A 21,163-nucleotide genomic window follows, 5' to 3' on the forward strand; every position below is an offset into this window, starting at 1 on the left:
TTTTCATCAGTTCAACTACTTAGATTCATTTCCTCAGCTTCGATTAGTATCGCAGCTACTCGGTTTCTGTACTTGCCTCATGTCCATCATATTCTATTCCACAAAGAGTCCTTTTTGTTCTATCTCTGAAATTACAGAGTCAATAGGTACGGAGGTCTCAACTGCCATCAAATAGTCGTATCCTATAATGATTGTCAAATCATCTTTATAGCCCATTCTTAAATATGTTAAATCTTCTCTAAGTAAGAGTCTGATTAAAGTTTCTACTTCTTGCTTCTTCACAACCTTTTTTCCTTCTGCTCGTGAAAAATAGTCAATCATCTTCGAATCGTAGAGGCCTTCATGGTGCCCATGATACTTCCAAAGCTCTTTAAGACTATATACACGGCGCAAATTAGTTACATGAAGTTTTGGGATATTCATTACGGTTAAGATTGCTTCTATTACTGATACATACGTATCCTCAACTTTTAAGTAGTCACTAACAGTCAGTTTCTCTCCCTCGTACACTTTACCAATGTCACCAACACCGGTCCAATCCTCTTTAAAATACCGTCGACTCTTGTCTCTTAATCGAGGGTCATATTTCGATATACCATATCTATACAACTCATTCACCTATTTCTTTTTGTCAATAAGAGTCATTTCAAAAAACCATACGCATTCAAATTATCCAGATAAAACTTGAAATAGTAATCCTCAGTATCTTCCTCATATTCAGCTGCTCCAGTTTGTATAAGTGCTCCGACTATCAGAGCGTTTAGATAGGAACTGATTTTGTCGGAGCGATGTCTAACTTGGAATTCTGAAATAGATGTATCATCTTTACTCTCTAAAATGATATCTATTCTTCGCCCTTCTTGTTCATCCAGTACCATCTTATTATATTCAAAATCAGTGCCAGTTGATTTAGAGTAATCAAAAGCATTCATTTCGTTATCATTAATCTCTTCCATATGCTCTTTCTTTTCTTCAACAGTGAACACCTTATTCAAGATATATGGGTCATCTATCCGGAAACATTTAAAAATCTTGTCATATTGAAAGTGATCATCTCTCATTAAATCCAAGATCAGTTCTTTTTGGAATTCTTGCGCTTTGTATTTTGAAAGCAGTATGTCGACAACTTGCTCCTTAGTAAAAATCAATTCTTCTTGTTTATATTTATACTTCCTAATTAGTTTTTCATAATGGCTCATGTCTCACCTCGCAGTCTCCAATGTTGTTGGATAGTAAATAGAACTTGTCCTTACAATTAGCACCGGTCCATTTGCTTTTATACTGCTAATTGGAGGCTTTTTCGTGACGACTATTTATGAAATGGAAAATCATTAGAGTAAAACCGGTAATAAGCATTGCATAAAACCATATTGATCGATACCATACACCTTTTAGCTCGGTCCATAAATTCATGCCATCTTGTTCTGGTGGTAAAACTGAATAAGTAGAGACCTCTATGTAAAACATGGCAAGAAAAAATAAGAATAATGGCACTGATAAAATCCAAACTATTAAATTCCCTTTCATTTCAATCTCCACCTTTAACGAGAGTGACTACGCATTTTTTTATGAATGACGTCCCTAAAAGTTATATGTCATCCAAAATTCCGATCTAAAAACAGCAAGATGAAGCTGACCGCGCAAATAAGAATACTTACTTGGGTGATTCTATAAATTGATGTTTCTATGAATGAAAGAGATTTCTGTTTTCTCATTTTTTTAAAATGCCAATAATAAAAGATTGCACAAAAGAATAAAAGTGCCATATATAATTGAAACATTGTTTCCAGTAAATTAATCAAAAACTCATCCTTTTCGTTTAGACTTAAAACTTACTCACTTACTAAGGCGTTCCGCTTCACTTTGATTACCACACTGAGTAAAATACCCATCGACAGCAATCCAATAAAACCAAATAGTGCAGTAAATAATTTGAATCCAGGTGTCGGGGAATTGCCCAGCAAAAAGAATACAATGAATGAAATGGATGCTAAAACAACTGTTGTTGCTAGTTGCGCAGTTCGATTTCTTTTTACTAGTGGATACACGCTTACTAAAATGAAAGCCAAGAATGACACAACCATTAGTAGCGGGAATAACGGCTGGAACTTAGCTGCATAAATAAAGTGATCGAGCATTACAATTTGACCTTCTGTAGTGATTGGATAGCCATTTAAATAGTTTGAGACAAGAGCCGTATTGCCCCATTCCCACGGATTGTCATAGATTTGTGCCCCTTCGTACCAGGCAATGAAAGTGGAAACTACTAGAGCTGTGAGGCTTGTAGCCAGAATTATAAAACGTTTTGTACTCACAATGAACCCCTCCATTCTTCATTTGTTACTCTATACAAGCTCATTCTTTCTCCAACACTAATTCCTCTTCTTAGTTTACAACACCTAGAACCAATTATGTAAATTTTTAGAATACTGCTATGGTATAGTAGACGTATTACATTCCAGAGGAGTTTCCACTATGAAAAATATATGGCAAGAAGATACTGAATTTGAGGAGTTGCCAGCTTTAACCGACAAAATGGTAAAGCAGGCAGAAAAAAAGCTAAAGGTAAAGTTGCCCGAGACATATATCCAACTTCTCAAACAACAAAATGGAGGCTACATCCTCTTTAATGCGTTTCCGACTACTGTACCGACCTCTTGGGCAGACGATCACGTTCAAGTCGACCATCTGCTCGGCATCGATGAAGGGCAAGGAATCCTGCAAAGCGAGTATTTGATTAAAGAGTGGGGGTTGCCGAACGATATTGTTTTATTTTCAGGAGATGGCCATGCTTGGGTTGCGTTTGACTACCGAAACACAGAAGAAAATCCGCCAATCATCTATGTCGACGCGGATGCTGAAAAAGTCATAGAGTTAGCACCTGACTTTGATGCCTTCCTCGACAGGCTTTACATAGAAGATCGAGAAATTGAAGATACGGATACTGATTTTGATGATGAAATGAAAGAATGGACTCTTGAGGAAATTGAGGAGGCCATTGCTTCTACCAACGAATATGAAGTCCAGCTTGGGTTAGAGTATATTCATCAGCACACTAAAGGAAACGAACAGTTCCTTGAACAAAAGCTTATTCAACTCCTCCAAAGTCCTTCGCTTGATTTGAGACAAGTTGCGGCGAATTTAGCTTATCATTTCAATGAAGCTGGAACGCTCTCTACTGAGGCTGTAAAGTCCATGGTGGGCATTATTCGAAAAGACGAAGAAATTGCCTATTATGCCGACATGTATTTTAACGGCTATTGAAATAGGCCTGTATGAGTTATTAATAAAACAAACGGATTGATCCTTTCGCTGAGGATCAATCCGTTTTCTTATTTCTTCTTCCATCCTACAAACTCTGCGGCCTTGAAGTTATACAGCGGCTTCAAAATATCTTGTACTTCGATGGTGTCTTGCGTGTTCTCGATGATTTCGTGCATCGGCTTGTACGCAAACGGGGACTCATCAATCGTATCTGCGTTTACACTCGTCGTATACACGTCTTTCATCGTCGACTTAAAATCCTCTAACTGGAGCTGTTGCTTTGCTTTTGTACGAGAGAGGATGCGACCTGCACCGTGCGGGCCCGATTGGTTCCAATCCTCATTTCCTTTTCCTTTCGCAAGTAAAGAGCCGTCTCGCATATTGATTGGGATTAACACAAGCTCGTCTTTGCGCGCAGAGATTGCGCCTTTTCGGAGAATCATGTGGTCCAGATCAATATAGTTGTGCACGGTATCGATTCGTCCGATTTCTGTAAAGCCCATCGCCTTCATGATTTCATCAACCATCGCTGCACGATTCCATTTCGCAAATTCTTGCGCAATCTTCAAGTCATGGAAGTAATCCTCCATGCTTGCACCTGTAAGGTAGGACAAGTCTTTCGGTACTGCCGGTTCTTCACTCTTGAATGTTTTGATGGCTTGCTGAATCTCAGTTTGTCTTCCTTGCGCTTTTAAAGTGGCAATCAGTTCATCTAAGCGGTCTTTGTCTGTGCTCAAATTTTCAATCGCTTTTTTCTGATGATAGTTCGCTACTTTCACACCTAAGTGACGACTTCCGGAATGCACCACTAAAAACAGCCGGCCGTCTTCTGCTTGGTTGAGTTCGATAAAATGGTTGCCACCACCAAGTGTTCCCATGGACAGCATCGCTTTATTTAAACTGAACCCTGCTTGTACCTGGTCAAAAGCAATATGTTGCGTAAAATCATGGGCATTTGTGCGAAGATCTATTCCGGATGGCACAGTTGATCGAATAGCCTGGTCGAGCTTACTGAAATCGACGGCGTCACTTTTCACTTCTACACAAAGCATGCCGCACCCGATGTCAACGCCGACAAGGTTCGGAATGACGCGGTCTGTCACTTTCATCGTCGTACCGATAACCGCGCCCTTTCCTGCATGACAGTCAGGCATGATCCGCACATTGGCGTTTTTTGTGACTTCTTCATTCAAAAAGTCTTCAATTTGCGCAATTGTCATGTCATCTATGTTTGAGGTAAAGACTTTGGCTTCTCCATATTTTCCTTTAAGTTGCTTTGTCATTGTTTCCTCTCCTCTCTAAAAGGTCTATCCCATATTTATTGACTTAAAATATTTAATTATTTATATTTGATATATATTTATCGATATTCAATAAATAATTTGGGGTGATCCGTGTGGATATTTCACTCACACAAACGAAAACTACTAATTCGTTGCTGTTTTTTGTCGTCCAGCAAGTGCGCGCAGCTATTTTCCCGCTGTTTATCTTTTTCATTCTTGGAATCACTTTAGTTATCGACTTACCTATTCTCGCTCGGTACGATTGGCTCCTACTGTTTTGCGTCGCCATGCAGTTCTTTATGGTCAAGACGAACCTAGAAAGTGTGGATGAGTTAAAAGTGATCACGGTCTTCCATTTCATTGGTCTCATGATGGAAATTTTCAAAGTGAACATGGGCTCTTGGAGTTATCCAGAGGAAGGGATCTTCAAAGTGTTCAATGTGCCTTTGTTTAGTGGCTTTATGTATGCCAGTGTCGCTAGTTATCTCTGTCAGTTTTGGCGGATTTTCGATGTTAGGCTGATCCAGTGGCCTTCATTGAAAATTGCAGTTCCGCTTGCTGCCATGATTTATTTAAACTTTTTCACGCATCATTATATCTGGGATTTCCGCTGGATACTGTTTGGTGCCGTGGCAGTCGTTTTTTTCAGAGCCAAGCTTTCCTTTCGTATACGGCAATCTCTCTTCCAGATTCCGATTATCACGTACTTTTTCTTGATTGGTCTGTTGATATGGATAGGTGAAAACATCGCGACTTTACTAGGCGCTTGGCATTATCCGAATCAATCGAACGGGTGGGAATTGGTCCACATAGGAAAAATCAGTTCTTGGTTGTTACTAGTGATTGTCAGCTTTTTGATTGTGGCGAATTTAAAAGTAGTGAAGGATAGAATAAAGAGCTAGTGTATCTATTCATTCTTCACTTTTCATTATGTTTCTGACTGTAAGATTTCAACCTCAACCGCTTCGCCATAACCCGGAAGCGAGTCTTCAGTGCCCTCATGCATTACTCGTACTGTCATACCCGTGCTCAGTTCATCAAGTGCTTCATATGTAAACCAGACTCCTTTATTGTGTTTTAGAACAATTTCAAGAGGCTCAAGGGTCTCTATATCTTCTTCAGATGCGCCATTTACTACTAGAAATCTTCCATCTTCAACAGCAACAATGGTTCCTTCATAAGTTAAATAGTTGCATTTTCATAAGAATCCTCTCCCCCACGGATTACTTACGTCGCTACTAGAATAAACGTATCTAGGGAATCTTTTTCCGACTTGTTCATCATGTGATAGAGCGATGTGGCTAGTGTGTGGAACTGTGTCGAATCCCTAGAAAAATCACGATAAACTTCTGATGCATAGTCAATTTCCCACTGACCATCTTGTAAATAGCAAGAAGAAATCACGCCTTCTTTTTGAATCGAAAATCCTGCTGCTTCAATTAAGCTTCTAATTTCTTGTCGACTAAACACATGCTGGATATTGCCGTCATTTTCTGTAAGTGCTGAATGCAATGCAAGCACTGTCACCGCGCAGAAATGGCCACGTTGCGATGTGTGTGTATAATGCACATCCCACTCTGCAAATAAGAGTTTAGAACTAATCGTTCGAATCTTTTTAAAGTAGTTGCTCAGGATCTCAGGCGAGTGAAAATACCAACTGGAATGTGCAAATACCACGCAGTCGTACTGTTCTTCTACTGGAAATGTAAGAAAATCTGTCTCGAGATGAAAACTGATGCGCTCACCAAGTTTCGTCCGTTGAATCTTTTCGTGTGCCTGGCTCAGCGTCAGTGGAGCACCGTACTCACCGCTCGCTACATCAATCGCTGTGACATGTCCGCTTGCTCCTACTTGATCCGCGAGCACCACCGTCATATCGCCTTGACCGCAACCGATTTCTAACACGCGCATGCCTTCTTTTAATTCAAATGCTTGTGCTAGATTGAAGCGGTGTTCTAATTGAACCTTTTGAATAGCATTCTCTTCAAATAGCTGATACTGTTTGCAAAATTCTTCTACACGTTCTTTCATGGTTTTCCTGCTTTCTTATTTGGAGTCCTCTAGCACTTCAACCTTAACCGCATTGCCGTACGCCGGAAGTGAGTCCTGCATGACATCATAAGACGCTCTGACTACAGCGTTCACCTTCAGTTCATCTAGTTTTTCATACGTAGCCCAAATGCCATCCTCATATTTTTCAATTATTTCTGCCGGTTCGAGAGTCTCTATGTCTTGTTCAGTCGCATCATTCACCAAGAGAAACCTGCTATCTTCAATAGCAACGATTCTTCCTACTTCAGTATAGAACTGTGATTCATCTGTGGTTTGTTGACAGGCTGTGAGTAAGATTACTAATAGAGATACAAGATAGAGGACGTACTTCTTTTTCATACTATCTACTCCTAACTCAAGTTGTTAGTACTGGAATTAATGCTTACTCACTAGCGTCATAAAACTCGTCTTTGATCCGCTGCATGTACTCATTGGTTGTTTCATCTGCCCCTTGCGGATTCTGTTCCATCAATCCTGGAATCAACTTCTCCCATAAAACATCCATTACATAAAAGTCTCGGTCGAAATAATAATCTAACGCATCGACGGATATTCCTAAAGCATCTGCATAAATCTGTTTATCCTCAACTTCTACAGAAGCTACATTCTCATTAATATAATCTGTCACTTCATCTTGGTAGACTTCCACACCGTATAGAGAAGAAGCTTTTTCTAGCGCTTCAATTAAATTGCTCACAGATTCCTCTGCCATTTGCTCAATTTCTGATTCTTCTAGTTCATGGCTAAACAGCTTATTTTCCAGTTTCAGTTGGAACTTCGCTTTCTCGACACTTAATAAACTCTTAGCATCACTGGTCTCTACTAGTTCTTCGTCAATTACCAGTCCCGTACCTTCTTCATTTACATCTATACCTTCTCCAAGAGAGCTGCTTGCCATTTCTAGTAGGACCTCATCTACGATAGTTGCAACATTTGCTGTATCATATTCAATCGGTTCTGCCGGTTCCTCTCTCGTTGTAAGGTATATTCCAATTGTCACGGCAGCAGCGGTGACTGCCAGAAGCAACAAAACTATCCAGTATCTCTTTTTCATTTCATCCTCCTCATTCCACCGTCTTCGCCGGACACCCAACTAAATGATCATCAATCATCCCGACCGCTTGCATATAGGTATAGATAATTACGGGTCCTACAAATGTAAAGCCACGTTTCTTTAGGTCTTTGCTGAGTCGCTTCGAAAGCGCGTCATCTGTCAGAACATCCGAGTCTTTCTCAGGTGTGTGGATGATTGGTGTGTGGTCGACATAACTCCAGAGAAACTCAGAGAACGAGCCAAACTCATCTTGTATCCGTTGGACGGCTTGTGCATTTGTGCGAACGGATTTGATTTTCAGTTTGTTGCGCACGATTTCATAACCTGTTCGAATACTTTCCAAATCTTCATCTAAGAGATTCGCACAAGCCGCAATATCAAAATCATGGAAAGCTTCTTTATACGCTTCACGCTTTTTCAAGATCGTGATCCAAGACAGACCTGCTTGCGCCCCTTCTAAAGAGAGCATTTCAAATAAGTAGCGGTCGTCGCCTTTAGAGGGCTTACCCCACTCCCCGTCGTGATACTCTTTCATCAATTCACTCGTCCCGGGCCACGTACATGCCGGCATATAGTCATCTCCTTGTTTGATGTTTTTTCTACAGTATATGGTAAAATGAAAGAAAATGGGAGGCGTCAGTATGTCACAACCACCAATCCGCAAAGATCAATCGAAATCTCTTTGGGTCAATCTCGTCGACATCGTTCTCGCACTACCTCGTGCAATTGCACAACTCGTTCGTATCATTTTTGATTAAGTGGTGGAACCTTCTTCTGACAGACAACGTTTTGTCTAATGAAGGAGTTGATGACCATGGGCTTTTGGTACATGCTTGGCCTACTCATCGGAATTGGTTTATTACTATACGGAATCATGCAATCTTCTAAAAAAACACCGTTCCGCAAAATTTCTGTCCTGATGGCCGGTACAATTTTAATAGGAATCTCACTTTATATGTTCACACCAGATAGCGCCGACACTGTCTCTACTTTGTTTGGTTTATAAAAAAGGACCATGGAATTCCATGGTCACTTTGCGTTTTAGAGTTTTAAATAAGGTTTTTTACTAAGTTTAATTTTAAACGGTACGATAATCAAAAGTGCCAAACTGATATACCCGAGCGTCAATAGGCCCTGTGTCTCTTCAGAAAGGTATTGTTTCTCTCCGCAGTTGCTACAGCGTTTCCCTTCTTTCGACCAGCCAAGCTTCCAAATCTCGCGCGCCGTCCACTTCTATCCGCAATTCGTACATTTCGCCATCAATTCATCGCTCGTTTCTTAAGTAGTCGCTCTACCACAAAACCAGATGCGATTCCGATCAAAAGTGGAATCATCGAGCCACCGGTTTCTACTTCAAAGCCACCAGCCGTTGAAACGGTCTGCTCATAATAAAAACGCAGCCATGAGATTTCGAGTGCATTTCCTAGATTATAGAGCGCAATTGATACGACAATCGCAACGACGGCAGGTGCGAGGATATGGGATAGTTTTGGTTTCATTGCCAGTCACTCCTTTGTTATCTAATTCTACGATGTTCTTTGCAAAAAGTTTCAGACCACTTGTCTATTATTCGTTCAGTGTGTAGCAGGATTCTTCACGTTTACTCAAAAATTCTATCTCTATTTTCTAATATTGAAGTAACTTTAAGTTTCACACGATGTACGGAATCTATTTCCTTGTACTGAAGTAATACTGCTTCTACTTCGGCAAGATTTGTATTACTTACTTTAGGTATATATTTTGGAAAACCAGCTGAAAATTCCTGATTTCCACAGTTCGCCATTGTATCCAGTGCAATCAAGCTTAGCGGTCTACCCTTCTCTAGCCATTTTTTCATTTTATCCCAACTAGGATACGAAGATGCGGCGAGCCTTCCCCACTGGTCATTAAAAACTGTACAGTTTGCTTCAATAAAATCAAGACTTTGAACGAGATGAAACTTAGATAGTACAGCATGAGCTTCAAAGGGAAGGAATTTTTCTTCACTATCTCTTAATGTCAAAAGCGCCTTATTATAAGCCTCATCAATCGGTAAACAGTAAGGAGCAACTTGAGCTATTACGTGCTCGTACCCCTCCTCTTTCTCCTCCCATAACTTACGTATCCACTCTCCCGCAACAGGACCTACTACCTTTGCAAGTTCAATCATTCGATATTTGACATCAGGAAATGGTGTCTCTTCATACCTTTTTTGAATTTGAGCTAATATTTGTTTCGGGTCATAAGATTCAAATGGTTTCATTACGTTCTCTTCTAAAAACCACCGTGTAGTCACAAAATCAAGCAGCTCGGAAAGATTTCCTTTTACATCTTTTAATCTTGGAGAGCAATCAGATTTAGTAGCTGTTACTTTCATTTCAGGTTGAGCCGCTTTGCCGTCGTCATCGTAGAAGTCATCATGTAAATGATAGTGACCTGGTGAGTAAATTACAGCCAAATGGTACCATTCAATAGGTCTCAGGGAAAACGTTAGTAACCTTCCATGACACCCTTCACATAAGTGGTAGGGGTACTCCGGATTATCTACAACTTCGAGTAATGTAGCTCTCTCTTTCTGGCAAGCTTGACATAAAATTAGTTTATCCATAATCTGCTCCTTATTTCTTCAACACACCAATCACTTTTCCATTGATGCGGACATCCTCACTGCGCATGAGAATGGGTTCATAGTTTGGGTTTTCGGCCATCAGTAACACATCGTTGCCCATTGGCATATATTTTTTCATCGTGGCCTCATCATCAATCACTGCAATGATAATATCGTTCGGCTGTGCAGATGTCTGCTGATGGACAATGACGGTATCACCTTTATGAATTTCTGCACCTATCATACTATCGCCTGTAACGGTCAAAGCAAATGATTCCTTCACTGAAAACACCCAGTCTTTCGGAACAACAACGCGTGCATCATACTCTTCAATTGCGAGTGTGGGAATGCCCGCTGCCACATTGCCAATCATCGGAACAGTCGCTTTTTCATGCACTTGCAAATAAACTTCCGAATGTTCTTCTCGTATCTCGATTTGCTCCTCATCATCAAGAGCAGTTGCATACGAATACGTACGGCCATTCTTTAAGTTTAAGTAGCGTTTAGTATTCTTCGTCTCAGGCAAGAACTGCGGACGACACCTTGGAATGTCTTGTACCTCTTCTCCGTTTCGATCGATGATTTTAATCTCTAATCCGTCCGTCACCAATCCGTAACGTACAGTAGTATTTGCTTCTAAATAGCTTTTCAATTGCTTTAGACCTTCTTCAATTCCAGCCCCGAACTGTTTCACTTCGATAAAGAGCAACGGCATTGCTTCTTCCCCGGAGTATATCGTCACTGCGATATCACAATAGCCACGTTGTGAAAACTTCTGAACGGGGTATTCCAGCTCCAACAGTTCATACGGATATCCGTATGTTTCATGAAGCTCGCGCAACATCCACTGACGCACGACTTCTTCTCGTGAATGGAGATCACTCAATTGATCTGTAAACTGATAATGGCTCATACTAATAGATTCAAATGGTCGCAGTGCACAGTCTTTCTTCATACGTAAATGCTTTCGCTCAATTTCTTTAATAAACTTCGATGGCTTCTTAACAGATGACATATATAAAAGCTCATTTGCTCGCGTCATACCAACATAAAGAAGCTTTCGCTCGTCGGAATCTACAGTTTTTTGATCTTCCACATCTGTATACCGATCATTTGGAATGACACCTTGATTCAAGTCGACGAGAAAAATGACTTTGAACTCCAACCCTTTGATGGAATGCATCGTGACAAGTTTGACCCTATCCGATTCAAAGTTCGGCTCGCTGTTTTGGAGAACTTCTGTTGGTATACCTGCTGCTTCTAGCCCAGTTGCTAAACTCTCTAACAAACGGTTACTCCGCGCAACTAGACAAATTTCGCGCAGGTCATAATCATTTCGTAACATTTGAATTTCCTCTACTAAGAATGCGAGTTGTTTTTGCGGTGTCGTGAAAAATCGATAAATCGGTGGATGTCCATGGCGATCAATCAATGCTGGCTTCACAAAATCCACATTCGAACGAATCGTCTCGTCCGCTTCAATCAAATCAAATGCAGCAGTAGAAATTTCTGTCGTCGTCCGGTAATTCTTACTTAACGCTCGTGCCTTTCCACTCATATCGTAGCCAATTGTTGTATACGGTCTACCTTTTCCAAGCCATGAATGGGCATAAATACTTTGGGTGTTATCTGCGACAAAGAGTAGCGAGGAATAAGGTTTCTCTTTATAGAGCGCTTTTAAAAATTCAAGTTGTACGCGTGTCAAATCTTGGCTTTCGTCGATAATGACATGTGTATAGCGTTTAGAATTTACTTCGTGGACTTGGCGAAGCGCAAGTACATTCATACGTTTGAACGTAACAAATCCTTTCTTCTCCATTTTGTCCGTGAACACGCGCCAGAGTTCAAAAATAGCTTCTCGCAACTCTGAATTTTTAAGTAGTTTTTGCGGTGTGGAACTATCACCGGAAGCGCGTCCAATTCGGTCTACATTTTGATACGCTTCGATATCTTCAATGAGACACGACTCCATCCACAACACTTCATCCAGAAGAAACGCACTGTTTTTAGGCGATAGCACTTTTACATTCGGATACGATTTCTTCACTTCATGAATAGCATCAATGAGCAGTTGACGCTCCATCTGCTTGTCTGCAATTTGCAGTCTCTTTCGCGTTCGGCGATTGTAATCTACAAAAGCTTTAAACATCAGCGCATCAATTGTTGAAATTTCCACGTTCGCATTTGATGCGAAGAACTGTTGGAAGTCCTCTTCTTCAGCATCTGCAAGTCGTTCATATTGGAACTTGATATAGTTTAGTAGTGTTTTGTTATACGTGACCAACAAAATCTGATCATCTGCTTCATGACAATAGTTTGTCTTTAGAAAGTTGATACGGCGAATAGCCACTGTCGTCTTTCCAGACCCCGCAACGCCCTTGACTAACATTTGTCCCGTTGGCTCGAGCTCGACAATTCTCCGTTGTTCGACATTTAATTTCATAAGTTCTCTCCGTTCATCCATTGAGTTTCCTTAATTTTATGAATGTTTGGGAGGAATGGCAAGGGAATATAGGAAAATGATCCCTTTTTTCAAAAAACACTTGTCGATCGGTATAGTTGATCGCTATAGTATCACTATCCAATTGGGATCTTTTCCCTTCCGTCAGATTATCAAATGAGAAATGTATGGCGAGTCGCCACTACACGTCGAACGTAAGCAATACTGTATTCACCAGTCATCATCAGAAGTCGAAATAGGAATTTGCGACTTCTTTGATCATGACTGTGACCTTCGTCCTTGTTGATCATAAACGATCAACGTGCGCGAATTAAGTGATGGAAGGGGACCGGTTGGATAAAAGGAGGGCTAGTATGAAATTAAATCATAATCCAGCAACCTTAACTGTTCAGGATTTACTTACTCTTTTTCAACTCTCAGAAAAAAACCTATATAAATTCACGAACCGTCCAAAGCACTATTACCGAACATTTTCGATTCCCAAACGCACAGGAGGCTTTCGAACAATAGAAGCACCAACTCCATTACTAAAGAAAATTCAGCATCAAATCTTAGAAAACTTTTTAGCACCTCATCCCGTCAGTCGCTTTGCAAAAGCTTATAAAAAAGGAGCCACTTTAAAAGAAATGGCCCGTTTTCATGTAAATCAACAAATGGTGGTTCGCATAGACCTCACTGACTTTTTTGGAAGTTTAAAAGAAGCTTCTGTCTTCCGTTTCTTTCGTCAACAAGGGTACTCGGAAACTGTTACAGTCATCTTAACGAAGTTAGTAACTTATAGGGGTGGGTTGCCTCAAGGTGCTCCGACAAGCCCCACTTTGTCGAACATTCTCATGCGGAAAATTGATGAACGGATCGCTCGATATTGTTCGGAGAAGAAAATTCGCTATACCCGCTATGCAGACGATCTTGTGTTTTCTGGTGATTTTTCCATTAAACGCTTATTAGCCAAACTACACAATATTTTGGCTCCTCAACGACTTCTAATTAACAATAAGAAAACACGCGTCATGCGCAGACACTCGACACAAATGGTCACTGGTTTAGTTGTAAATGACAAATTAGGAATTGCGAGAAACTCTCGGAGAAGATTAAGGCAGGAGCTTTACTATAGTGAGAAATTTGGGGTTGAGAGTCACACGGAGGCAATTGGAGAAAGGCGCTCTACCAAAACATACGCTCAAGTTCTGGAGGGAAGGAAACTCTATTTCGAGAACTACCATCCCCCAACAAAATGAAATTGTCACGATTTTACAAAAACTATGGTTCCTACTTCGTTTGGCTGCTAAACTTAAGAAAAAGTAGCTAATGAGGTGGAATCATGAAAAAGCACGTGAATGTTGTTGGAGCTGTACTAGTGAATGAAACGAATCAAATCTTCTGTGCACTTCGTTCTCCACAAATGAGCCTTCCAAACTTATGGGAGTTTCCAGGAGGGAAGATTGAACCTGGAGAATCTCCCGAAGAGACACTAAAGCGTGAGTTAATGGAAGAACTAAAAATCGAGGTAACTGTTGGAGAAGAAGTTGAGAGTACTTATTATGAGTATGATTCGTTTACAATTCAACTTACCACCTTTTACTCTAAGATTCACTCTGGTACACCAGTTTTATCAGAACATGCTGATTATAAGTGGCTCTCTGCTGATGGGCTTTCTAATCTAGAATGGGCACCCGCAGATATTCCTGCAGTTCAAAAAATCCAGAAGCAGTTTAATTCTAAAGGTGTTCAAGTATGAGTTATTCAAATGAGCAACTTAAGCAGTCATTAGAAAAAGGATTTATTAATCATCAAATTGCAGCCCATGACACTCTAAAACCACAGTTACTTTTAAACCAAACAAGTGGTGGGGAGGCAGTCTTAACAACACTATTAGAAGATCTACAAATTTGTAAATCATTCTTCTTTTCAGTAGCTTTCATTACAGAATCCGGGTTGGCCACATTAAAAGCTGCCCTTCATGATTTACATTTAAAAGGAATCTCAGGGAAGATCCTCACTTCTACTTTCTTAGAATTCAATAAACCTAAGGTGTTCCAGGAGCTTTTGAACATTCCAAATGTAGAAGTTCGCTTAACATCTTTAAAAGGGTTTCATGCGAAGGGCTATATTTTTGAACATGAACATACATATTCCATGATTGTTGGAAGTTCAAATTTAACGGCCAATGCATTAAAAGTAAATTATGAATGGAACATCCGGCTAACTTCTAATGAAAACGGAGACTTAATTCGTCATTTCATACATCAATTTAAAGACGTATGGGATACAGCAGCACCGCTCTCTACAGAATGGATTCAAAGATACACCGAAAGGTATATTGAAACAGTTGAACGTCAAAAATTACTTACCGCCATTGAACCTGATGAAAAATTTTATAAAACGAACCCATTAGAAGTAGCTGCACAAATCGAGCCAAACAAAATGCAAACTCGCGCCCTTGAAAGCCTTGCTAGTATGAGACAACAAGAAAGTCGTGCATTAGTAGTATCTGCAACTGGTACAGGAAAGACATATCTTTCTGCATTTGACGTGCGGGCTGCTGCTCCCAAACGCATGTTATTTATCGTGCATCGAGAACAAATCTTAAAACAAGCAAAAGCTGATTTCATGCGTGTGCTAGGTGCACATGATGAGCAATTTGGATTTTTAACCGGTTCCGAGAAAAATACAGATGCAAAGTATGTTTTTGCGACGGTTCAAACTCTATCTAAACCAAACGTATTTAATCAAATAGACAAAAACCACTTTGACTACATAATCATCGACGAAGTTCATCGTGCAGGTGCCGAATCGTATCAACGTGTGATCGATTATTTCACGCCAGATTTCTTACTTGGAATGACAGCTACCCCAGAGCGCACGGATGCTTGGAACATTTTCGAGATCTTTCAGTACAATGTAGCCTATGAAATTCGACTTCAAGAAGCATTAGAAGAAGATTTATTAAGTACCTTCCATTATTTCGGCGTAACAGATATTGAATTAGATGGACAACTACTCGATGAAGATGTTTCATTCAATGCACTAGTTTCCAATGCAAGGATTGATCACCTGATCGAGAAGATCAGTTATTACGGGTATGCAGGTAATTCTGTTCGAGGGCTCATGTTCTGCAGTCGAATTGAGGAAGCAAAAGAACTATCTAAGCAATTAAATCTCCGTGGTTACCGGACAAAAGCTTTAGCTGGCTCGGACTCCATGGAACAGCGATTGGCAACAGTTGATGAACTCGAGACTGGACAACTAGATTATATTATTACTGTCGATATTTTCAATGAAGGAATCGACATTCCGAGCATTAACCAAGTCGTGATGCTGCGCCAGACACAATCGAGCATTATTTTCATTCAACAATTAGGACGTGGGCTTCGCAAGCATCCTTCGAAAGACTATGTAACTATCATTGATTTCATCGGAAATTATAAAAATAACTATCTTATTCCGATGGCGTTATCAGGTGATTCTTCTTTAAATAAAGATACGATTCGTCGCTCTGTTGCCGACACTAGTTATATTAAAGGTGCATCAACAGTTCTATTTGAACAGATTGCGAAAGAACAAATTTACAGGTCAATTAATACTGCTCGGATTGATCATTTTAAAAATCTTAAAGAGTATTATTTAAATCTAGAAAATCGCCTAGGAAGAACTCCAGATTTATTTGATTTCCTAGAACAAAACTCTTTAGATCCTGAAACGATTCTTGAACATTTCGCTCATTATGATGCTTTTTTAGCGAAAGTAACTGGAACCCCCTCTTTACTAAGCGAGCAAGAACAAGCACTACTTTCGTTTATCTCACAAGAGTTACTCAATGGAAAAAGAAAGCATGAGTTATATGTACTTCAACATTTAGCGGAACAGGGATCGATTGAATTGAAACAATTAGCGGATAATCTCGCAAACGATGATTTGTTGCATTCATCTACTACCATTCAGTCTGTAGTGGATGTACTGACTCTTTCATTTTTCACATCTGCTAGCAAAAAACGATATGGGCACTCACCTTTGATTGAGGTAGAGAATCAAACGATTACCACTAGCTATGCTCTTAGAAAAGCTTTGAAACAGCCTTTATTCAGACATCGCTATTTTGATTTGATCAAAACAGGTCTTCGTAAAGCGGAGAGGTATAATACTTCACGCACATTAACGCTTTATAAAAAATACACGCGAAAAGATGCAGCGCGTTTATTGAACTGGCAGCAAGATGAATCTTCTACGATGTATGGGTATAAGCATAAACACAATACCTGCCCAATCTTCGTGACGTATCATAAATCTGATGAAATTGATTCAACCATTGCTTATGGCGATGAGTTTATTGATGTTGCACACTTTAAATGGTTTTCACGTAGTAATCGTAAACTGACATCTAATGAAATTCAAAAGTTACTCACAGGTTATCAACAGGGCGATGAGCTTCATTTCTTTATCAAAAAGGATAACGATGAAGGAAAAGACTTTTATTATCTTGGCAAAGTAGATATTCTGCTAGATACGCTAGAGCAAGAATTTATGACAGATAAGAACGGTCAACCAACTCCGGTTGTGACGATGACTATGAAGTTTGAGCAGCCTGTGGAGTTTAATTTGTATCATTATTTGACGCATGAATGAATTTTACTTCAAACTCGAACTGCAGTAGCAGTTCGGGTCTTTTTTTGAGTATTATTAGAATTCTACTCATATTTGCCGAAACCCACCACCCAAAATAACGTATAGTAGTAATAAGATGGTAAAACTTCGCAAAGGATGATATCTATGGATTTCGCAAACGCAGCTGTCACATTTCTCTGGTCTTTAGCCGCAGTGCTTTTTCTAAAACTGGTTAGTTCATTTTTCTTCAAGTCAAAACAAAATTTGATTTCTGTTTTGACTACGCTTGGATTACTTGGAGTTCTCGGTTACTTTATAGCTACACAATTTAGCTATATGCAGACGAACTTTCCTGTCCAGCTAGCGATTGTAAGTGTTGTAGTTCTAATTCTAGTGGTTGCGTTGATTAGAGATGTCCGCAACTATGTAAAAGAAATAAAGCACAACCAAACAACAATTGAGTAAATCGTTTAGGAGTGAACTGAATGAAATTAGGCTTGGAGAATAACGAAGTACGATTGGTGGAGTATACAACAGAGTGGCAAAAGGAATACGCACGTGTGAAAGAACAACTTCTTCAAGCCACATCTCTTCTCCCCCACCAGATTGAACATGTTGGAAGCACAGCAATAAATGGAATGGCCGCTAAACCTATTTTAGATATGGTAGTCGGGGTCGACTCTATTGAATCGGTTGATCGTGAGTTTTTCAAGTCGCTGCAGTCTGTAGGTTTCCTGCGCTTGCGTGTGGAACGTCCGAATGAGATTGTGCTCGCGAAGTTTGCGGATGAGACGTATGCCGTGAAGACGCATTATATTCATCTTGTCGACTTCGACGGTGAAATCTGGCGAAATTTGCTTTTCTTCCGTGATTATTTAAATACTAATGAAGAAGCTCGACAACAGTATTTGGCTATAAAGCTAAATTATTTAGAGACAGCTTCTTCTGGAATTCAAGAATATACGGAGTTTAAAGAGGCGTTTGTGAAAGAAATCTTTGAAAAGCGGGATTTTGTTTAACTACTGTTAGGGGGAAAAGCAGTTGAAGAGGAAGCTACTTGTGATTTTGGTAGTTTTAAGTGTAGCTACAAATTTGTTTGTTTTCGGAAGATGGATACTGGTCGACCAGTGGGCTACGCCTTCTTCAGAAGAAAAAATCATTTTAAGTGAACTGATCCAAAGAACAGTCGAAAGCGAAGACTATAAAACTATTGAAGAGCCTATAGTAGCTATCGAAGCCACTATGGACAGAAACAAAGGCGGCGTGTTCCCTTATTATTTTGCGATAAATGTCCATGCTGACGAACAAAAGTATGTATTCTCCTGCAGCAACGAGGCATGCGATACAATGCAAATTGATTCAATAGCAGAGTCCAGATACCAAGACGAAAGTCCTCGCATCCCTCTTACAGAATAAAAGTTTCAATAGCGTGGTGCTTGTGCGGTACTTTGCGTGTTTACTGCTGTACTTTCTTAGGGATGTGTTGTGATTTTGAACTTAAGTGTTTTGAAGTGAATCGTTTGCAGGGGACAGGCATCGCCACAATTCTATCGCGGCTTTGATACAGCCACAATTGTTCGGCTTTGCCTCCAATGGTGTCTGTCCCAAATCCAGAATGGTGTCGCTGTCTGTCCCCGGAATGAGGAACGGGGCTGCGGGGGGCTATCGCCCACCTTGCCCCTCCGCATCATTAATACGACTGCACTCCTCTAATCTAGAAAAAGAACCTGTTCTTGTGTAAGACAGATTAAAGATGCCTGGTACGTGCAGAAACTAGAGATGGAAACGACTCCCAAAAGGTACCTGGACCCCACACAACTTCAACATTATTTATGTTTATCCGCTTTCCAACGCAGGAATGCGGGTTCTTTTTGCATATCCGATGAATAGTCTTGATTGTCAGAATTGGTTTTGGGACAGGTACCTTTTCGGGACAGGTACCTTTTCGTCTCATTAATGTACTGGCCTACAACTGATTTATTTATACCATCCCTCACAGCTGTATAAATCACAAAATGTAAAACTAAAAGTCCTAAAATCCATAGAATAATTGTTCCGAAAATCTCTGCTCCCACTCACTTCACCTCATTTTCATTCATCTGAATAACATTGAAGGATTTCCCATAGTTGTTAACGAATATAGCATTATGAATAACTTTATCACAAACTAGTTTAAGGAAGTGCTGCATGAAAAAATTAAGTTTGCTTGGAATGCTTCTGTTGATACTTTTAGCAGGCTGCCAGTTTGAGAATATTCCGGATGTAATCGAGCACCAAGGTGGTAACTTTGAAAATGACGAGTATTTTGGGGCATTCATTAAAAATATAGAAGCTGGTATCTCTGATCAGGTAGACTATGTACGTTATGGGGAAGAAGGCGAAGAAATCGTCACGAAATTGCGATTCAATGGATCTGAAATTGATGTGGGTACATATGTAGGCTGGCGAACGATTGAAAAATTCACTTGTCTGTCTGCTGAACAACAAGGTTTTGAGGAGAGTATTTCATTTCTGTTGAAAGACTGCTCTGGAGATATCACTGGCCATTTGGAGTTAGCATCTTATCCACTATCTTCTGAGGAGGAAAATCAATGAAACTAAGCATTTCATCTTTCGTAATTAGTATCCTCGGTCTCTTCATTGCCTATATGATTTTTCCGCCATTTAACATCGACTATTTAGGACCACATTCGATGCTTTGGATCCCAATTGGGTTTTTCATCTATCTCATCGGGATGAGTTTGGCTGTCTATGCGTTCGTCAAAAAAGAGCCGGGATTCATGAAATACGTCGCTTTATCACCATTGGTCCTTGGCGGGCTATTTCTTGCTTTTTTAACGTATTTATTTGGAGGAGAGATTTGAGACCTATGAAATCCTAGGCTATTAAAAGAATTGACTAGAAAGAGTGAGTTAAGATGCCTATAATTCATCACGAAATTTTTATTCATGCACCAATTACAGTTTGTTTTGACCTTGCTCGAAACATCGATGTACATATACAAACTACTGGCAAAACCAATGAACGAGCAGTAGCTGGAGTTACAAGCGGCCTCATTGAAAAAGGACAGACAGTTACTTGGGAAGCTACACATCTCGGAGTACGACAACAGTTGACGGCTAAAATCACTGAGATGGATAGGCCTTATCGATTCGTAGATGCTATGGTCAAAGGCGCATTCCACTCATTTACTCATACACATGAATTTGTAGAAAGCGGCACTGGCACCATTATGAAAGATACTTTTTCTTACAAATCGCCTTTGGGAGTAGTAGGCATTGTAGCTGATAAGTTATTTTTAGAAAGATATATGCGGGAATTTATAGTGAGTCGTGCTGAAGGGTTGAAGAAAATTGCCGAAGAAAATATATAAATAAACATACAGTTCTTTTATATCTTCCCTTCCTTGATCCAAGACCTAATGCGAAAACTACCGAAGATTGCTACTGCTAGTAATAGCATCAGATACACAACCCAGATACCCATGCGATTGATTTCTCGCAAGCCATCCGCATTAACGACGACAAAAGTGGTCACTCCAATGAACAGTAGGTATAGAAAGATATTTGGGAGAATCCAGATGGCTCTCAGCGTGGTATTTTTCATAGTGAATCCTCCAATAGCTTGGATTTATTAAGAGTCATTGTTAGTGGGGACAGGCATCGCCACAATTCTATCGCGGCTTTGATACAGTCACAATTGTTCGGCTTCGCCTCCAATGGTGTCTGCCCCAAATCCAGAATGGTGTCGCTGTCTGTCCCCGGAATGAGGAACGGGGCTGCGGTGGGCTATCGCCCACCTTGCCCCTCCGCATAATAAGTTCGAATGCACGCATCTAATCTAGAAAAAGAACCCGTTCT

Annotated in this window: 26 protein-coding genes; 12 read left to right on the forward strand and 14 right to left on the reverse strand. The window is 40.2% G+C overall.

The window, feature by feature from the left end:
- Window positions 1-93 precede the first annotated feature (93 nt).
- From AB5N96_RS08105 to AB5N96_RS08120, 4 genes are all read right to left on the reverse strand, one after another.
- Window positions 94-609 (reverse strand): hypothetical protein, encoded by a 516-nt coding sequence (locus AB5N96_RS08105; protein WP_499705198.1) that lies wholly within the window; start codon window positions 607-609, stop codon window positions 94-96.
- A 32-nt stretch (window positions 610-641) separates the two neighbouring features.
- Window positions 642-1,199: a hypothetical protein gene (locus tag AB5N96_RS08110; RefSeq protein WP_499705199.1), complete on the reverse strand. Its 558-nt coding sequence runs from the start codon at window positions 1,197-1,199 to the stop codon at window positions 642-644.
- Between the two features lie 85 nt (window positions 1,200-1,284).
- Entirely contained in the window at window positions 1,285-1,527 is a 243-nt protein-coding gene (locus tag AB5N96_RS08115; RefSeq protein WP_499705200.1) for a hypothetical protein, read from the reverse strand.
- Between the two features lie 305 nt (window positions 1,528-1,832).
- The gene (locus AB5N96_RS08120) at window positions 1,833-2,315 is read right to left on the reverse strand and encodes a DUF4306 domain-containing protein (protein WP_499705201.1); all 483 of its coding nucleotides are present in this window, start codon (window positions 2,313-2,315) and stop codon (window positions 1,833-1,835) included.
- Window positions 2,316-2,475: 160 nt separating this feature from the next.
- Between AB5N96_RS08120 and AB5N96_RS08125 the strand changes: the two genes are divergently transcribed.
- Window positions 2,476-3,264, forward strand: coding sequence for an SMI1/KNR4 family protein (locus AB5N96_RS08125; protein ID WP_499705202.1), 789 nt, complete (start codon window positions 2,476-2,478; stop codon window positions 3,262-3,264).
- A gap of 68 nt (window positions 3,265-3,332) precedes the next feature.
- Here the strand turns inward: AB5N96_RS08125 and AB5N96_RS08130 are convergent, their stop codons facing one another.
- Window positions 3,333-4,547: an RtcB family protein gene (locus AB5N96_RS08130; RefSeq protein WP_499705203.1), complete on the reverse strand. Its 1,215-nt coding sequence runs from the start codon at window positions 4,545-4,547 to the stop codon at window positions 3,333-3,335.
- 113 nt (window positions 4,548-4,660) lie between these two features.
- Between AB5N96_RS08130 and AB5N96_RS08135 the strand changes: the two genes are divergently transcribed.
- A complete protein-coding gene (locus tag AB5N96_RS08135; protein ID WP_499705204.1) occupies window positions 4,661-5,449 on the forward strand; it encodes a DUF817 domain-containing protein in 789 nt (262 codons plus the stop codon).
- 26 nt (window positions 5,450-5,475) lie between these two features.
- Here the strand turns inward: AB5N96_RS08135 and AB5N96_RS08140 are convergent, their stop codons facing one another.
- From AB5N96_RS08140 to AB5N96_RS08160, 5 genes are read right to left on the reverse strand one after another with little or no spacing between them, the layout of a single operon-like run.
- The gene (locus AB5N96_RS08140; protein ID WP_499705234.1) at window positions 5,476-5,715 is read right to left on the reverse strand and encodes a DUF3221 domain-containing protein; all 240 of its coding nucleotides are present in this window, start codon (window positions 5,713-5,715) and stop codon (window positions 5,476-5,478) included.
- A 59-nt stretch (window positions 5,716-5,774) separates the two neighbouring features.
- A complete protein-coding gene (locus tag AB5N96_RS08145) occupies window positions 5,775-6,578 on the reverse strand; it encodes an SAM-dependent methyltransferase (RefSeq protein ID WP_499705205.1) in 804 nt (267 codons plus the stop codon).
- 15 nt (window positions 6,579-6,593) lie between these two features.
- Entirely contained in the window at window positions 6,594-6,938 is a 345-nt protein-coding gene (locus AB5N96_RS08150; protein WP_499705206.1) for a DUF3221 domain-containing protein, read from the reverse strand.
- Window positions 6,939-6,981: 43 nt separating this feature from the next.
- A complete protein-coding gene (locus tag AB5N96_RS08155; protein ID WP_499705207.1) occupies window positions 6,982-7,653 on the reverse strand; it encodes a hypothetical protein in 672 nt (223 codons plus the stop codon).
- A gap of 10 nt (window positions 7,654-7,663) precedes the next feature.
- The gene (locus AB5N96_RS08160) at window positions 7,664-8,224 is read right to left on the reverse strand and encodes a DNA-3-methyladenine glycosylase I (protein WP_499705208.1); all 561 of its coding nucleotides are present in this window, start codon (window positions 8,222-8,224) and stop codon (window positions 7,664-7,666) included.
- 243 nt (window positions 8,225-8,467) lie between these two features.
- On the opposite strand from AB5N96_RS08160, the gene AB5N96_RS08165 reads away from it, so the two are divergent.
- Complete coding sequence (locus tag AB5N96_RS08165) at window positions 8,468-8,659, forward strand: hypothetical protein (protein WP_204589405.1); 192 nt, start codon at window positions 8,468-8,470, stop codon at window positions 8,657-8,659.
- A gap of 253 nt (window positions 8,660-8,912) precedes the next feature.
- On the opposite strand, the gene AB5N96_RS08170 is transcribed toward AB5N96_RS08165, so the two are convergent.
- The 3 genes from AB5N96_RS08170 to lexA all read right to left on the reverse strand — a co-directional run bounded on the left by AB5N96_RS08170 (window position 8,913) and on the right by lexA (window position 12,683).
- Window positions 8,913-9,152 carry a hypothetical protein gene (locus AB5N96_RS08170; protein ID WP_499705209.1) on the reverse strand — a complete coding sequence of 80 codons (240 nt, stop codon included), beginning with the start codon at window positions 9,150-9,152 and terminating at the stop codon, window positions 8,913-8,915.
- 101 nt (window positions 9,153-9,253) lie between these two features.
- Window positions 9,254-10,240, reverse strand: a complete 987-nt coding sequence (locus tag AB5N96_RS08175) for a hypothetical protein (protein ID WP_499705210.1) — start codon at window positions 10,238-10,240, stop codon at window positions 9,254-9,256.
- Between the two features lie 10 nt (window positions 10,241-10,250).
- Window positions 10,251-12,683 carry a transcriptional repressor LexA gene (gene lexA, locus AB5N96_RS08180; protein ID WP_499705211.1) on the reverse strand — a complete coding sequence of 811 codons (2,433 nt, stop codon included), beginning with the start codon at window positions 12,681-12,683 and terminating at the stop codon, window positions 10,251-10,253.
- Between the two features lie 371 nt (window positions 12,684-13,054).
- Here lexA and AB5N96_RS08185 point away from each other — a divergent pair, with 371 nt between their 5' ends.
- The 6 genes from AB5N96_RS08185 to AB5N96_RS08210 all read left to right on the forward strand — a co-directional run bounded on the left by AB5N96_RS08185 (window position 13,055) and on the right by AB5N96_RS08210 (window position 18,719).
- Window positions 13,055-13,939 carry a retron St85 family RNA-directed DNA polymerase gene (locus AB5N96_RS08185; RefSeq protein WP_499705212.1) on the forward strand — a complete coding sequence of 295 codons (885 nt, stop codon included), beginning with the start codon at window positions 13,055-13,057 and terminating at the stop codon, window positions 13,937-13,939.
- An 83-nt stretch (window positions 13,940-14,022) separates the two neighbouring features.
- Window positions 14,023-14,439, forward strand: coding sequence for a (deoxy)nucleoside triphosphate pyrophosphohydrolase (locus AB5N96_RS08190; protein ID WP_499705213.1), 417 nt, complete (start codon window positions 14,023-14,025; stop codon window positions 14,437-14,439).
- Window positions 14,436-17,324 (forward strand): DEAD/DEAH box helicase, encoded by a 2,889-nt coding sequence (locus tag AB5N96_RS08195; protein ID WP_499705214.1) that lies wholly within the window; start codon window positions 14,436-14,438, stop codon window positions 17,322-17,324. Before AB5N96_RS08190 ends, AB5N96_RS08195 begins: the two co-directional genes overlap by 4 nt.
- A gap of 144 nt (window positions 17,325-17,468) precedes the next feature.
- Window positions 17,469-17,768, forward strand: a complete 300-nt coding sequence (locus AB5N96_RS08200) for a hypothetical protein (RefSeq protein WP_499705215.1) — start codon at window positions 17,469-17,471, stop codon at window positions 17,766-17,768.
- Window positions 17,769-17,788: 20 nt separating this feature from the next.
- Window positions 17,789-18,322, forward strand: coding sequence for a GrpB family protein (locus AB5N96_RS08205; RefSeq protein ID WP_499705216.1), 534 nt, complete (start codon window positions 17,789-17,791; stop codon window positions 18,320-18,322).
- A 22-nt stretch (window positions 18,323-18,344) separates the two neighbouring features.
- Window positions 18,345-18,719 carry a hypothetical protein gene (locus AB5N96_RS08210; protein WP_392454972.1) on the forward strand — a complete coding sequence of 125 codons (375 nt, stop codon included), beginning with the start codon at window positions 18,345-18,347 and terminating at the stop codon, window positions 18,717-18,719.
- A gap of 410 nt (window positions 18,720-19,129) precedes the next feature.
- Here AB5N96_RS08210 and AB5N96_RS08215 read toward each other — a convergent pair whose 3' ends face one another.
- On the reverse strand, window positions 19,130-19,378 hold the full coding sequence (locus AB5N96_RS08215; RefSeq protein WP_499705217.1) for a hypothetical protein: 249 nt from the start codon (window positions 19,376-19,378) through the stop codon (window positions 19,130-19,132).
- Window positions 19,379-19,490: 112 nt separating this feature from the next.
- Between AB5N96_RS08215 and AB5N96_RS08220 the strand changes: the two genes are divergently transcribed.
- Genes AB5N96_RS08220 through AB5N96_RS08230 form a run of 3 tightly spaced genes read left to right on the forward strand, consistent with a single transcriptional unit; the run spans window position 19,491 to window position 20,676 of the window.
- Window positions 19,491-19,898 (forward strand): hypothetical protein, encoded by a 408-nt coding sequence (locus AB5N96_RS08220; protein WP_499705218.1) that lies wholly within the window; start codon window positions 19,491-19,493, stop codon window positions 19,896-19,898.
- On the forward strand, window positions 19,895-20,167 hold the full coding sequence (locus AB5N96_RS08225) for a hypothetical protein (RefSeq protein WP_499705219.1): 273 nt from the start codon (window positions 19,895-19,897) through the stop codon (window positions 20,165-20,167). Before AB5N96_RS08220 ends, AB5N96_RS08225 begins: the two co-directional genes overlap by 4 nt.
- A 53-nt stretch (window positions 20,168-20,220) precedes the next feature.
- Window positions 20,221-20,676 (forward strand): SRPBCC family protein, encoded by a 456-nt coding sequence (locus AB5N96_RS08230; RefSeq protein WP_499705220.1) that lies wholly within the window; start codon window positions 20,221-20,223, stop codon window positions 20,674-20,676.
- The last annotated feature ends 487 nt before the right edge of the window (window positions 20,677-21,163 follow it).

This window comes from Chryseomicrobium imtechense, from assembly GCF_041475995.1.
Classification (GTDB): domain Bacteria; phylum Bacillota; class Bacilli; order Bacillales_A; family Planococcaceae; genus Chryseomicrobium; species Chryseomicrobium aureum.